Origin of the sequence: Bordetella sp. N (assembly GCF_001433395.1) — a bacterium.
In the GTDB taxonomy this organism is placed as follows: domain Bacteria; phylum Pseudomonadota; class Gammaproteobacteria; order Burkholderiales; family Burkholderiaceae_B; genus Bordetella_C.
In genome coordinates this window covers 230,347-244,304 of record NZ_CP013111.1, presented here as the reverse complement: position 1 = coordinate 244,304, position 13,958 = coordinate 230,347, and the positions used below count along the sequence as shown (strand labels likewise).

Sequence of the window (13,958 nt, the reverse complement as noted above, 5' to 3'; positions counted from 1 at the left end):
CGGGCCGGCCGGCGTTCAGCGGGTAAGGACGGGATCCAGCCGTTGCTGGAACACCCGTCCTCCCGCCAACACCACCACCACGTTGGCCAGCAAGGCGACCAGGCCCGCGCTGAATCCCAGCAGCGGGGGCTGCGTGAAGTAGAGTGCGAGCGCCAGCCCCTGGCCGACCAGTATCCCTGTCAGCACGGCGCCCTTGCGCACGCGCCACCCGAACAGCGCGATGATGACACCAGGAAAGAACTGCGTGATGCCGTTGTAGGCGGTGTTCAACAGCGTGACCATCAGGTTGGACGTCGTCAGCGACAGAAACATGGACAGCAGCAGGTAGACGACGATCACCGTGCGCGCGCAGCCTTTCTGTTTGGCCTCCGGCAACGTGGGCACCAGATTGCGGGTGAACATGGTGCTGATGCACAGGCAGACCCCGGCCAGCACCACCAGTGCCGATAGCGTAGCTGCGGCGGCGATGATGCCCAGCGACCATTCCGGCAACAGACTGGTCGCGGCGGCGAAGAAGGCCTCATTGGGCGAGGCCAGCTTCAGGTTGGCGCTGATGGCGTAATAGGAAGCCAGGACCAGGAAGGGGAACATGAACATGTACAGCGGCATGCCGATCAGGCTGCGCCGCAGCGTGTCTGGGCCCTTGGCGGTAAAGACGTTCTGCACGTTGAACGGCAGCACATAGAACCCCAGCGACTGCAGGAAAATCGTGCTCATGGTGAAGCACAGGTCCTGGGTACTCATCGTGGTGCTGAACTTCGTGCTGGCTGCTTCGAAGACCGGCCGCACGCCAGCCTCCAGTCCCACCGCCACGCCCACGGTCACGATGGCAACGACCATCATCACGTCCTTCAATACCGCGACATACGCCGAGCCTCGGATACCGGAAATCGCCACGTAGAGAAAGGCGAGCACGGCGGCCAGGCAGACCAGGAAGACCGGATCCAGATGCCAGCCCAGGGCCTTCAGCGCGGCCATGAGGCCCGTGAATTGCAGTTGCCCCCACGGCAGCAGAAACAGGATGGCCGTCGCCGCCACGACCTTCTCCACTATCCGGCCACCGTAGTAGCCGCGGAAGAGATCCGGCAGCGTGGTAGCGTCGTAGCGACGCCCCAGCTCCCATATCCTGGGCGCCAGGAAATAGCCGACCGGGTACGCCAGCAACACATAGCCAAGAAACCAGACCCCGTAGAGCGGCCCCTTGGCGTAGATGCCTCCGGGCAGGCCGGCCATGGTGGTGATGCTGTATATCTCACCCGCGGACAGGAAAAATACCAGCGCGGCATTGAACTGCTGGGAGCCTACGAAAAAATCCTTGGCGGACTGCCGCCCATGCCCGCCCCTGGACAGCATCGACAATACGATCGACAAGGCCAGGAAGCCGATAAAGATTGTGGTTGACACGTCATTCCCCTTGCTTGATTTGACTGCTGTGCGGCGCCAGCTCAGTTCGTCTCGGCGCGACTCGACCCCGCATCGAACCAGCGGTAGCACAGGTACAGGCAGCCGGAGGTGAGCAGGAACCAGGTGAACATCCAGAAATAGGCGAACGGAATGCCGGCCACGGGCCGGGCAACCGCTACGACCCATGGAAGCAGGCCGAGGACGCCGACGAAAGGCGTGATGAGTCCCAGCAGAACCTTGAGCATTCTTTCCCCTTGCATAATTGGTCCCCCGGGCACGCGGCGACCGGGGGTTGCCGCCGGTCAGGCCAGCTTGGCCTTGGCGGATGAGTCCTGGGCAGGCGCGTAAGCGCCGGGACCGTCGTAGTTCACGACCGTTTCCCCTTCCCCGACCCGGACGAAGACGTAATGCACGTCATCGCCGCCTTCGAGAATCTGGCAGCGATGGATCGCCCGGCGGGGGAAATAGGCATAGTCGCCTTTGCCGATCTCGAAGGACTTCTCACCGTGTTCGCCATGGTCGACGCGTATACGTCCGGACAGCATGAACATGACACTGTCGAACTCCTTGTGGTGGTGCCATTGGCTGGGGGCGTCCAGCGCGGTGACATGACACTGGCCGACCCAAAGTTCGCCCGCTTCCAGCGCCTTCTTGCGTACCTGGCCCGGCGTCAACGGCCCCTCTTCCAGCTGGTCGGCCTTCACATAGCCGATCTCTGTGAATAGTCCTGTGCTCATGAGTGTTTTCCCTTATGAATCATTGAGTTCCCCTCTGGTTGTAGGAGGAGTCCGGCTACTCTAAACTCGCGCAATGAAGATATCTGGCCAATTTCTGTCGCCAACAAGACAAGCCGAAATCGAGCCTTTCGAGACCGCGCAACGGCCTGTCGTCGGCTTTTCCCGCGATTACGAAGCGGGGCTCTGGTCCGGTTTCCACAGTCACCCAAGGGCGCAGCTGATGTATGCCGTGTCGGGCGTGATGCGGCTGGATACGTTGGACACCAGCTATGTGGTGCCGCCCACCACGGCACTCTTCCTGCCGGCGGGCGCGCAACACGCGATGGGGATGGATGGGGCCGTGGCGCTGCGTGAACTGTTCCTGGCGGAGGACGCGGCCCGGCGTGTGGGCGACCAGCCCAAGGTCATTTCCGTATCCGGCCTGCTGCGTGAAGTCATCCTGGCCGCGTGCGCCGAACCCGTGGACTGGGAGCCCGAGGGCCGTGGCAAACACCTGGCGGAGCTGGCGCTGGACGAAATCGCGCGAGCGACGCCCCTGCCCCTCGGTCTGCCGCTACCGCGCGACCCCCGGTTGCGTAAAGTCATTGAAGCCTTGCGCAAGCGGCCACAAGACACGCGCAGCCTCGATGCGTGGAGCGAAGTGGCGAACACCTCGCCGCGCACGCTGGCGCGCCTGTTCCGCGCGGAGTTGGGCTTGAGTTTCCGGCAGTGGCGCCAGCAGACGCGCCTGACCGAGGCATTGCGCGCATTGACACTGGGGACATCCCCCGCGCGCGCGGCTACCATTGCCGGTTTCGAAAGTTCACCCGCGTTTGGCGCGGCCTTCCGGGCACACTTCGGCATCACACCGGGGCAGGCGCGCAGGCTTCAAGCGGGCCTGTCGTCCTGATTTCGCCTCTTCTCCTCAAGGCCCCATGAAAATTGATCTATCCGCGCTGCAGATACTGGTGGCCGCCATCGAGGAACGCAGCCTGTCCAAGGCCGGCGAACGCGAGAACCTGGTCACCTCGGCCGCCAGCAAACGTATCGCCGAGCTCGAACGCCAGGTGGGCACCGCCCTGTTGGTCAGGCACAATCGCGGCGTCGAACCCACGCCGGCCGGCGTCGCGCTGTATCACAAGGCGCGCGCCATCCTGCAGAGCGTCCGCACCCTGGAAGACATGTGCGAGGCTTTCTCGCCGGACGGTATTCCCAAGATCCGCCTGGCCGCCAACCGGTCGGCCATCATCGAGTTCCTGCCCACCGATATCGCGCGCTTCCAGCACCGGGTGCCGCGCTCGCGCGTCGACCTGGTCGAAGCCTATAGCGGCGATATTCCCCGCATGGTGTCGGACCAGGAAGTCGACCTGGGCATCTACCACGCCAGCGGCCCCGCCCCCGGCGTGCTGTCCCTGCCCTATCGTACGGACCGCGTGGTGCTCGTGCTGCCGCAAGGCCATCCGCTGGCGCAGGCCGCGCAACGTCCCGCTGACGGCGCCGGCGCGGGGGCGGTCAGCCCCGGCCCCGCGCTGCACCTGGACGACGCCCGCGCCTACGACTTCCTGGGTTATTTTCCCCGGCACTCCTTCGAGGCCTTCATGGAACTGGCCGGCCCCACGCTTGGCGGCCCGCTCAACGTGAAGATCCAGGTGGCCAACTACGAGGCGCGCTGCCGCATGGTGCGCGAGGGACTAGGCATCGCCATCATGCCGGAGCCCATCGCGGACACGTACCTGAGCCTGCTGGGCCTGGTCAAGGTGGCGTTGAAGGACGAATGGGCCGCCCGCCAGTTCTATCTGTGCGCCCGCGACCGCGCGCAGATGCGGCCGGCCGCGGGCGAGCTGTTCGAGTTCCTGACCACGGTCCAGGATCAGCCCGCGAACCCGTAAAGCCGCGCGGGGTTATCCACCAGCACCTGGCGCCGCATGCTTTCGTCCGCCAGCCAGTCGCCCAGCAGATTCAGCAGCACGCCGTCATCCGGCATTTGCGCGTTTTCGTAGTAGTTGATGTGCGGCCAGTCGGTGCCCCACACCACCCGCTCCGGATTCGCGCGCAGCAGAGCCTGGGCAAAAGGCGTGATGTCCGCATAAGGCGGGCCGTCCGTGGTGTTGCGGTCCGCGCCGGAGATCTTGGTCCAGGCCCGGCCGGCGCGCAGCAGTTCGCACAGATAACGGAAACCGGCATCGCCCACGCCGCGCGCGGTATTCATGCGCCCCATGTGATCGACCACCAGATCGATGCCCGGCTTCAACAAGGCCGACGACAGCTCCGGCAGATCCGGCGCATGGACCCAGATCTGCGCATGCCAGCCACGCTCCTTCAGACGAGGCGCCAGCGCGTCGAAGTCGGCCAGGCCCACGCCGTTGCGGTAGACCGCCTTGCCTTCATGCTTGTACAGATTGAAGCGGGCGCCACGCACACCGGCTTCGGTCAAGGCATCGAGTTCGGCATCGGCGATATCCGCGCGCACCACCGCCACCGCCCGCAGGCGGTCCGGATACGCCCGCAGCGCGGCGAGCACGTTGTCGTTGTCATCGCCCTGGGCACTGGCGGTGACCAGGACACCACGCGTCAGGCCCAGCCCGTCCAGATGGGCGATGAAACGGTCGGCGTCATTTTCGGGCGGGGTATAGCTGCGGTCCTCCGCCAGCGGAAACGTCGCATACGGGCCGAACACGTGCGCGTGGCAATCGCAGGCGCCGGCCGGTGCGACGAAGCGGGGCTTGGTGATGTCGGCGTAGGGAGGCAGGCAGGCACGGGTCATGTTTTCACTCGCTAGATTGGATGGAGATATCAAGGCGTTCGCCGCTTCAACGACGAACGCCGCGGTTGCCATGCTCGCCCGTCATCACTCGGGCTTCAACGCGCCCGACGTGATCAAGGGCTGCAGCTTCGCCTGTTCGGCCGCGATGGTCTTCACGCTCTGGTCTATCGTGGACTTCACCACCTGCGAGCCGGCCATGGCCAGCTGATGCTGCACGGTGGGATCCGCCACGGCCTGAGCCAGGGCGTCGTTCAGCTTCTGGCGGATCGCCAGCGGCGTGCCTTTGGGCGCGACGATGGCCGAGTAGGTCACCATTTCAAAGCCCTGCTTGCCCAGTTCGGCCACCGTGGGCACCTGCTGCAGGTCCGGCACGCGCTGCGCCGACGTCACCGCCAGCGCATGCAGGCCGCCGCTCTGTATCTGCGGCAGGGAACTGGTCAACTGGTCCACCATGGCATCGACCTGGCCGCCCAGCAGATCGCTCAAGGCCGGCCCGGATCCTTTATAGGGCACCAGCGTGACCTTGATGCCGAAGTCGCGCTGCATCAGCAAGGCGGCGATGTGATTGGTGGTGCCATTGCCTGAGTGGCTGACGGACAGTTCTCCCGGATGGGCCTTGGCATAGGCGATGAACGCGGGAAAATCCTTGATGTTCTTCTTGCCCCGCGCGGGCACTTCCAGCACTGACGGCACCACGGCCAGCATTCCCGCCGGCTCGAAATCATCCAGGTGCACCTTGGTGCCGGGCACCAGCGTCGGGTTCACCACCAGGGGCACGATGGTGGTGGACAGCAAGGTGTAGCCATCCGGCGCGGACCGCGCCACGTTGCTGGCGCCGATGGAACCGCCCGCGCCGCCCAGGTTCTCGACCACGATGGATTGCTTGAGGATGCGCGCCATGGCCGTGCTGATGGCGCGCGTGGTGATATCCAGATTGCCGCCGGGCGGATAAGGAACCACCAGGCGGATGGGCTTGTCCGGATAGGCGTCGGCCGCGTGGGCGGCATTGCCAAAACCCGCCAGGCCCAGGACGGGGCCAAACGCCAGCGCGAGGCCGGCCAGCGTCCGACGGACGCGAGCTTGCTGCTTCATTGTCTACTCCCTGTTGTTCTGAGAAGTGCCGACGCTTCTAGGGAGCGTCGTGCGTCACCGCCCCGGCCCGCGCGAGCCGGACAGCGGCAATGGCCCATTCCGCCGGGCGGCGGTCAGGGCGATGCGGCGGGGCCCGCAGGAACGGGCCCACGCGCCATTACGTGCGGTAGGAAGGATCCACGCGATCCATCAGGCGCAGCAGGGCCGGCCATTCCATCTGGCCGTAGGGCCGGCGGGTACCCGGCTGATACTGCTTGTAGGTGGCTTCCTGCACTTCCTTGGATACGTAGCGCAGCGGCGCGTTGCAGGCCATGGCGGCCAGTTGGGCGCGGCAGGACAGCTCCAGGCGGTGCATCCAGTTGAAGGCTTCGCCGATGGTGCGGCCCACGGTCAGCAGACCATGGTTGCGCAGGATCAGGGCTTCGTTCTGGCCCAGGTCGCGGCACAGCGATTCCTTTTCGCTGAGGTCCAGCACCACGCCTTCGTAGTCGTGATAGCCGATCTTCAGGAAACGCATCGACGTCTGGTTCAAGGGCAGCAGGCCGCAGTCCAGCGACGACAGCGCCATGCCGGGCCAGCTGTGCGTGTGGATGACGCAGTCGACTTCCGGACGCACTTCGTGGATGGCGCTATGGATGACGAAGCCGGCGCGATTGACGCCATAGGACAGGTGCGGCCCGAAATCCGGCTTGGTCAGGATGTTGCCTTCGTGATCGATCTTCAGCAGGCTGGACGCCGTGATTTCCTCGTACAGCAGCCCATAGGCATTGATCAGGAAGGAGCCCTCCTCACCCGGCACGCGCAGCGAGATGTGGTTCGCCACCATGTCCGACATGCCGTAGTGCGCCACCAGCCGATAACAGGCCGCCAGGTCGACCCGGGCTTCCCATTCGGCTTCGGAGACCTTGTCCTGCATCGAGGAAATTTTCAATTCGTGCTTCATCATGGCGAACCTCTCGGATAGCAAAAATGCGGCGCCGCGCGGAGGCGGCCGACTTGCCTAGATTAAACATCCAGCGTGGACTGGCTTTGAATTTTCGAGAAAGCGGCGTTTCCCTGGCTTCGATGGTGCGCCGCAATGCGCGCGCAATGCGCCGCGAAGTCGGGCTCCGCGTGCACCGGCGGGCAACGCGGGCTCACACCCCCATCTGCGTGGCGAAATCGCCGATGTCCTTGCCCATCCGGTCCCAGTCTTCCTCGGCATTCAGATCCTTGGACTGGTTGGGACCGTATTCCAGGGGCCGGTGGATATAGCCAGTGCGCAGACCATTGGCGCGCGCGTGGCGCAGGTCGTTGTTATGGGCCGCCACCACCATGACCTGCGCGGTCGGCAGGCCCAGGAAGTCGGCCACGCCCAGGTACATCTCGCGGTCGGGCTTGTAGTGCCGCACCACGTCCGAGGAAAACACGCAATCCCATGGCAGGCCGCCATGCTTGGCCATGTTCACCAGGCAAGGCACGCTGCCGTTGGAAAATGTCGAGATGATGTATTTGCTCTTCAGCCGCCGCAGGCCGGCCACGCTGTCGGGCCAGGGATCGAGGCGATGCCAGACGCGGTTGAGGTGGTCTTTCTCCTCTTCCGTCAGGCCGTTCACCTGGAACTGCTCAAGCAGTACATCCAGGCGTTCGCGATGCAGCACGTCCACGCTGGTCCAGGGACGCTTGCCTTGGCGCACGGTATCCATGCCGGGCGCATAACCGGCGCGCCAGGCATCGGCCATGGCGACCCAGTCAGCCGACAGGCCCTTGCGCCGGCCAAGATCCCGCAGCTCGCGGATCACGCTGTCGCGCCAGTTCACGACCGTGCCGAAGGTATCGAACACCAGTGCCTTGGGTGCAAGACCCATGTCGGGCGCCTGGCCTGCTTCATTGTTCTGCATGCTTGTCTCCTCCAGGGAAACGCCAGCATACGGCCGCGCTGCCAACAAGAAACTGACCGCGGCGCTCTGCTTCAGACGGCGGTGTTATAGCACTCCGCCATGATATCCAGATGGAGGAGCACGCTGGCGCTCGCGGCCTCGGTGTTGCCGGACGCGAACGCCTCGAACAGGGCCCGCATGTATTCCACCGTCAGCCCCCGCATTGCGCCATCGCCTACGGTCAACAGCCGTGCCAACTGCACGTGGTCGTAGAAACGCTCGATGGTGTCGACCATGGTTTTATTGGGGACCAATGCCAGCCAGGCACTGCGGAAAGCCGCCTTGTGGCGCATGAATGCGGCGGTGTCGTCCGCGTCGTGGGCCTGTGCGATGCCATCCAGCATGCCTTGCAGGTCCGCCAGGCCCGCGCTGCCGGGACCTTCCTCGGCCACCTTGCGACACGCCAGAGCGGCCGCATGGGGTTCGATCAGGCGGCGCACTTCGAAGGCCTCGTTCATCTGCTGCGGGGTATAGCGCCGCAGCACGAAGCCGCGTGCCGTGCTATCCAGGGCGCCTTCGCTCTTGAGCTGCATCAGGGCTTCGCGCACCGGCATGCGCGAGATGTTCAGGCGGCTGGCGATCTCCTGGTCGACCAGCCTGTCATCGAGACCGATCTCGCCCTGCTGGATACGGTCGCGCAGCATCTCGTAGACGCTCTCACGCAGATTGGGCGGTCGCTTGACGCCGGCCCGGGCGGATGCAAGGGTTTCCATCGCGATTCTCCGACTTGCCGCCGGAGCGCGGCGACGGTATATGCCCAAAGGACGACCTGGGGATAAATCCAGGACCTGGGTGAAACCTGAGACGGGTACTGCCAAGAAGACGGAAGCGGCTGGATGGAGGCCGGTAAAAATTACCGCCGTGACCAGCGCCACGGCGGCGTCCGCCATACTAACCGGGATGCAATGAATTTGTAACTGTAAAAATACTCGTACCGCCAACCCCGGGAGATCCTCGCACCAGACCGCCCGAAAGAGGCCCTACTTGTTCCCGCCCAGGCCGAGATAGCTCTCCACCACGCGGGGGTTGTCGGCCAGTTCATGGGCCGGACCGGCCAGGACGACTTCACCCGTTTCCAGCACATACCCCTGATCCGCCACCTGCAAAGCGGCGCGGGCGTTCTGCTCCACCAGCAGGATCGCCACGCCACGGCGGCGCAGGTGAGTGATGATGTGGAAGATCTCCCGCACGATCCTCGGCGCCAATCCCAGGCTGGGTTCATCCAGCATCAGCAACCGCGGCCGCGCCATCAATGCCCGCCCCACCGCCAGCATCTGGCGTTCACCGCCCGACAAAGTGCCGGCGGCCTGCATGCGGCGTTCCCGCAGGCGCGGGAACAGGTCGTAGACCTCGGTGAGGGTGTCGCGCCAGCCGGCTTCACGCGCGCGGTAGCGGCGGAAACCGCCCAGCAGCAGGTTGTCCTCCACCGACATGGTAGAGAACAGTTCGCGCTTCTCCGGCACCAGGGACATGCCGGCGCCGACCCGGCGCTCCACCGACCACGCCGACACGTCCTCGCCGGCATAGCGCACCGAACCCAAGGCCTGGCCGGTACTGGGCAAGGCGCCCATGATGGCGTTGAGCAAGGTGGACTTACCGGCGCCATTGGCGCCGATCACCGTCACGATGCTGCCCGCCGTCACCGACAGCGACGTGGCGCCCAGGGCGGCCACTTTGCCGTAGCGCGCGGACAGGCCATCGATACGCAGCAGTTCCTGGTCGCTCATCGTGCTTCTTCCTGCGTGCCGGCGGCAAGCGCCATGGCCGGCGCGCTGTCCAGCGGGTCGTCCACGCCACCGAGATAAGCCTCCAGCACGGCTGGATTGGCGCGCACCTCGGCGGGCGGCCCTTCAGCCAGCTTGGTGCCGAAATCCATCACCACCAGATGGTTGGTCAGCCGCATGACGAAATCCATGTCGTGTTCCACCAGCAGAATGCTCATGCCTTCCGCGCGCAGTTGCTCCAGCACGCCGGCCAGGTCCTGCTTTTCCTTGTAGCGCAGCCCGGCGGCCGGCTCGTCCAGCAGCAGCAGTGTGGGGTCGCCGGCCAGGGCGCGGGCGATTTCCAGGATGCGCTGCTGTCCCAGGGCCAGATTGCCTGCCTGCTCGTAGAGATAATCGCCCAGGCCCACGCGCTGCAGCTGCAGCGCGGCTTCATGCAGCAGCTGCGCCTCGCTGGCGCGGTCGGTACGCAGCACGCCCGACCAGATCTGGCCGGTCACGCGCAGGTGGGCGCCCAGCGCCACGTTCTCCAGCACCGTCATGCCGGGCAAGAGCTGCACGTGCTGGAAGGTACGTCCGACACCGCGCCGGGCAATGTCGCGCGCGGACAGCGTATCCACGCGCTCCCCCATGAATCCCACTTTGCCGCTGGTGGGCCGCAACACGCCGGTGATCAGGTTGAACGTGGTGCTCTTGCCGGCGCCGTTCGGACCGATCAGGCCGACGATCTCGCCCGCGCGCACCTTGAACGAGATATCGTTCACCGCCACCAGTCCGCCGAACTCCTTGCGGATGGCATCCACTTCGAGGACCAGCTCGCCAGCCCCCGCTTTCTCGCGATTGCCCAGCAGCGGCGCGGCCGGCGGCGGCGCCCGGCGCCGCACGGCCGTGGCGTGGGTCAAGCGCGCCCAGGCATTGGCCAGGATGGGCCAGATGCCGTCGCGCGCGTATTGCAGCATCAGGATCAGCAGCACGCCGAACACGATCAGCTCGAAATTGCCGGTGGTGTTCAGCAAGCGCGGCAGCCAGTTCTGGATCTGGTCCTTGAGCACGAGGATGATGCCCGACCCCAGGACGGCGCCCCACACGTGCGCCGCGCCGCCCACCACCGCCATGAACAGGTATTCGATGCCGTAGTTCAAGCCGAAGGGGCTGGGACTGACCGCGCGCTGCATGTGCGCGTACAACCAGCCCGACACGCAGGCCAGCAGCGCCGCATAGACGAACACGGCGACCTTGTAGGCATTGGTGTTGACGCCCATGGACTCCGCCATGCCGGCGCCGCTGCGCAGGGCCCGGATCGCGCGGCCCGGCCGCGAGTCGAGCAGATTGCGCGTACCCCACACCGCCAGCAGCACCAGCACCCAGATCAGGTAGTACATATGGCGCCCGCTGGCCAGCGACAAGCCAAGGAAGTCGATCGCCGGCACGCCGGCGATGCCGTCGTAGCGGCCCAGCATGTCGACGTTGCCGTACAGGTAGAACAAGGCCAGGCACCAGGCGATGGTGCCCAGGGGCAGATAGTGGCCGGACAGGCGCAAGGTGATGGCGCCCAGCACGAAGGCGACCACGGCGGTTGCCAGCAAGGCCACGGGCAGGGTCAGCCAGGGCGACCAGCCCATGGCCGTGCTGAGCCAGGCCGTGGCATACGCGCCGATGCCGACGAAGGCGGCCTGGCCGAAGGAAGTCAGGCCCGCGACGCCGGTCAGCAGCACCAGGCCCAGCACCACCAAACTGGCCAGGCCGATGTAGTTCAGCTGGGTGATCCAGAACTCGGGGGTCACCGGCGCCAGGGGCAAGACCGCCAGGACCAGCAGGAAAACGATCAGGGGAATACGGTTTTTCATGATGTCGTCCGGCTCACTCTTCGTCATGCGCGGGACCCGCGCGCAGCGACAACCAAAGCAGCACCGGGATGATCAGCGTGAACACGATGACCTCCTTGTAGGCGCTCGCCCAGAACGAAGAAAACGCTTCCAGCAGACCCACGAAGATGGCGCCGGCGGCCGCGGCCGGATAGCTGGCCAGCGCGCCGATGATGGCGCCGACGAAGCCCTTCAGGCCGATCAGGAAACCGGTGTCGTAATAGATGGTGGTGAGCGGCGCGATCAGGATGCCCGACACCGCGCCCAGCAGCGCCGCCAGCGTGAACGTCAGGCCGCCCGACATGTCGGTGCTGATGCCCACCAGGCGCGCGCCGCGACGGTTGACGGCGGTGGCCCGCAAGGCGCGGCCATACAAAGTCTTGCCGAAGAACAGCCACAAGGCCCCGATCAACACCACCGCGGTGCCGATGACGAACAGGCTCTGGGCCGACCAGGACGTCAGGCCGAGGTCGATCTGGCCATCGATGAAGGCCGGCGTGCGCCAGCCCTCGGCGCCAAAGAACACCAGGCCCAGGCCGACCAGCACGAAGTGGACCGCCACCGACGTGATCAGCAGCACCAGCACGCTGGCTTCGGCCAGCGGCCGATACACCACCCGGTGGATCATGCCGCCCATGGGCACGATCAGCAGCAGGGTCAACAGCATGTCCATCCACAGCGAGGTATCCGGACTGGCCAGGCGGCGCGTCAGCCAGAACAGCACGGCGGGCAGCAGCACGCAGGCCAGCAAGGTACGCGGCAAGGCGGTCCACTGGCCGCTGCGCAAGGCGCGGATCAGTTCCTGCAGCAGTACCAGGCCGCCCAGCAGCAACAGCAGATAGACCGTGCCGGGCACCTTGCCGTCCACCAGCATGGCCAGGGTCAGCGCGCCGAACGTGACGAATTCGCCCTGCGGAATGAAGATGACGCGCGTGACCGCGAATACCAGCACCAGCGCCATGCCCAGCAGGGCATAGATGGCGCCATTGACCAGGCCATCCTGCAACAGGATCAGCGCTATGGAGGAATCCATCGACGTACAACCTTCGCCGCAACGGCGGACCGATAAACCCGCTGGTGGCGAAGCGCCGCGCGCGGGCTCCACCAAAAGCTCACCGGCCCTTGGGCCGGTGAAGCAACGGGACCTCGTAGGAGATCCCGTCGCGGGAACTACATTGAAAACACCGTGGAATCAGAGCCCCGGTTGATACACCCACTTGCCGCCCTGCACCTTCACCATGACGCGGGCGCGCTGGTCGAAGCCGGCATGATCCGTCGGGCTCATATTGAACACGCCTTGCGACACCGCCAGTTCCTTGACGTTCTCGAGCGCGTCGCGCAGCGCCTTGCGGAAGGCCGGCGTGCCCGGCTGCGCGCCGCTCTTGAGCGCGACGGGAAGCGCGGCCACCACCAATTGGCCGGCGTCCCACATGTGGCCGCCGAAGGTGCTGACGGAACCGGCGCCGTGGACTTTCTCGTAAGCGTCGATATAGGCCAGGGCCGATTTCTTCACCTGATTGTCGTCGGGCAATTGCGCGGCCACCAGCAGCGGACCGGCCGGCAGGATCATGCCGTCGCAATCCTTGCCGCACACGCGCAGGAAGTCGCCGTTGGCCACGCCATGGGTTTGATAGATGATGCCGCCGTAGTTGCGCGCGCGCAGTTCCTTTTGCGGCAAGGCGGCCGGCGTGCCGGAACCCGCGATCAGGATGGCGTCGGGGCGGGCGCTCGTCAGCTTCAGGACCTGGCCCGTGACGCTGGTGTCGGTGCGGCCATATTTTTCCGCGCCGACCAGCTTGATGCCTTTGGCCTCGGCCGCCTTCTTCGTTTCGTCCAGCCAGCTTTCGCCATAGGCGTCGGCGAAACCGATGAAGCCCAGGGTCTTGACCTTGGCCTTGACCATGGCGTCGACCAGCGCGCCGGCCATCAGGGCATCGTTCTGCGGCGTTTTGAAGGCCCACTTGCGCTTGTCGTCGACCGGATCGACGATCTTCACGCTGGCCGCCACGCTGATCATGGGCGTACCGGTTTCGGCGGCCACGTCGACCATGGCGATGGAGCCCGGCGTGGCGGAGCTGCCGATGACGACATCGGCCTTGTCTTCGCTGACCAGCTTGCGCATGTTCTTGACGGCTTGCGTCAGGTCGGTGGCGTCATCCAGGACGATCCACTCGATCTTCTGGCCCGCCACTTCCTTGGGCAGGAGGTCCACCGTGTTGCGTTCGGGGATGCCCAGCGAGGCGGCCGGGCCGGTGCTGGACACCGTGACGCCCACTTTCACCTGGGCTTGCGCGGCCCAGGGCAAGGCCGCGAAAAGCGCGGCCAGGGTGGCCTGGCGCACGTACTTGATCCGGATCATCTTTTGTTGTCTCCGCAAAAGGGAAAGACCTGACTGCCGGGTCTGTTGGACCCCGGGCCGGCCGCCCTGTCATGCAATGTCATGCCTGAGGAAAAACGCAATTATAGGGATAAGGCGA

14 protein-coding genes are annotated in these 13,958 nt (G+C 65.4%); 2 read left to right on the top strand and 12 right to left on the bottom strand.

The window, feature by feature from the left end; all coding sequences use genetic code 11:
• Positions 1 to 15: 15 nt before the first annotated feature.
• Genes ASB57_RS01050 through ASB57_RS01040 form a run of 3 tightly spaced genes read right to left on the bottom strand, consistent with a single transcriptional unit; the run spans position 16 to position 2,141 of the window.
• On the bottom strand, positions 16 to 1,404 hold the full coding sequence (locus tag ASB57_RS01050; protein ID WP_057649806.1) for a sodium:solute symporter: 1,389 nt from the start codon (positions 1,402 to 1,404) through the stop codon (positions 16 to 18).
• A 41-nt stretch (positions 1,405 to 1,445) separates the two neighbouring features.
• Positions 1,446 to 1,649: a DUF3311 domain-containing protein gene (locus tag ASB57_RS01045; RefSeq protein WP_057649804.1), complete on the bottom strand. Its 204-nt coding sequence runs from the start codon at positions 1,647 to 1,649 to the stop codon at positions 1,446 to 1,448.
• 57 nt (positions 1,650 to 1,706) lie between these two features.
• Complete coding sequence (locus ASB57_RS01040; protein WP_057649802.1) at positions 1,707 to 2,141, bottom strand: cupin domain-containing protein; 435 nt, start codon at positions 2,139 to 2,141, stop codon at positions 1,707 to 1,709.
• 73 nt (positions 2,142 to 2,214) lie between these two features.
• Here ASB57_RS01040 and ASB57_RS01035 point away from each other — a divergent pair, with 73 nt between their 5' ends.
• Both ASB57_RS01035 and ASB57_RS01030 read left to right on the top strand, forming a co-directional pair.
• The gene (locus ASB57_RS01035; protein WP_082621288.1) at positions 2,215 to 3,030 is read left to right on the top strand and encodes a helix-turn-helix domain-containing protein; all 816 of its coding nucleotides are present in this window, start codon (positions 2,215 to 2,217) and stop codon (positions 3,028 to 3,030) included.
• Positions 3,031 to 3,055: 25 nt separating this feature from the next.
• The gene (locus ASB57_RS01030) at positions 3,056 to 4,009 is read left to right on the top strand and encodes a LysR family transcriptional regulator (RefSeq protein ID WP_057649800.1); all 954 of its coding nucleotides are present in this window, start codon (positions 3,056 to 3,058) and stop codon (positions 4,007 to 4,009) included.
• Here the strand turns inward: ASB57_RS01030 and ASB57_RS01025 are convergent.
• From ASB57_RS01025 to ASB57_RS00985, 9 genes are all read right to left on the bottom strand, one after another.
• Entirely contained in the window at positions 3,991 to 4,884 is an 894-nt protein-coding gene (locus ASB57_RS01025) for an amidohydrolase (protein WP_057649798.1), read from the bottom strand. The two genes, ASB57_RS01030 and ASB57_RS01025, sit on opposite strands and share 19 nt — an antisense overlap.
• Positions 4,885 to 4,968: 84 nt before the next feature.
• The gene (locus ASB57_RS01020; RefSeq protein ID WP_057649797.1) at positions 4,969 to 5,976 is read right to left on the bottom strand and encodes a tripartite tricarboxylate transporter substrate binding protein; all 1,008 of its coding nucleotides are present in this window, start codon (positions 5,974 to 5,976) and stop codon (positions 4,969 to 4,971) included.
• A 157-nt stretch (positions 5,977 to 6,133) separates the two neighbouring features.
• The gene (locus ASB57_RS01015) at positions 6,134 to 6,922 is read right to left on the bottom strand and encodes a class II aldolase/adducin family protein (protein ID WP_057649795.1); all 789 of its coding nucleotides are present in this window, start codon (positions 6,920 to 6,922) and stop codon (positions 6,134 to 6,136) included.
• 190 nt (positions 6,923 to 7,112) lie between these two features.
• Positions 7,113 to 7,856: a haloacid dehalogenase type II gene (locus ASB57_RS01010; protein WP_082621287.1), complete on the bottom strand. Its 744-nt coding sequence runs from the start codon at positions 7,854 to 7,856 to the stop codon at positions 7,113 to 7,115.
• A gap of 71 nt (positions 7,857 to 7,927) precedes the next feature.
• Complete coding sequence (locus ASB57_RS01005) at positions 7,928 to 8,608, bottom strand: GntR family transcriptional regulator (protein WP_057649794.1); 681 nt, start codon at positions 8,606 to 8,608, stop codon at positions 7,928 to 7,930.
• 267 nt (positions 8,609 to 8,875) lie between these two features.
• Positions 8,876 to 9,622: an ABC transporter ATP-binding protein gene (locus tag ASB57_RS01000; protein WP_057649792.1), complete on the bottom strand. Its 747-nt coding sequence runs from the start codon at positions 9,620 to 9,622 to the stop codon at positions 8,876 to 8,878.
• Positions 9,619 to 11,490: an ATP-binding cassette domain-containing protein gene (locus tag ASB57_RS00995; protein ID WP_057649790.1), complete on the bottom strand. Its 1,872-nt coding sequence runs from the start codon at positions 11,488 to 11,490 to the stop codon at positions 9,619 to 9,621. The genes ASB57_RS01000 and ASB57_RS00995 overlap by 4 nt, the downstream gene beginning before the upstream one ends.
• Positions 11,477 to 12,514, bottom strand: coding sequence for a branched-chain amino acid ABC transporter permease (locus ASB57_RS00990; RefSeq protein ID WP_057649789.1), 1,038 nt, complete (start codon positions 12,512 to 12,514; stop codon positions 11,477 to 11,479). The genes ASB57_RS00995 and ASB57_RS00990 overlap by 14 nt, the downstream gene beginning before the upstream one ends.
• Before the next feature lie 159 nt (positions 12,515 to 12,673).
• Entirely contained in the window at positions 12,674 to 13,840 is a 1,167-nt protein-coding gene (locus tag ASB57_RS00985) for an ABC transporter substrate-binding protein (protein WP_057649786.1), read from the bottom strand.
• Positions 13,841 to 13,958 lie beyond the last annotated feature (118 nt).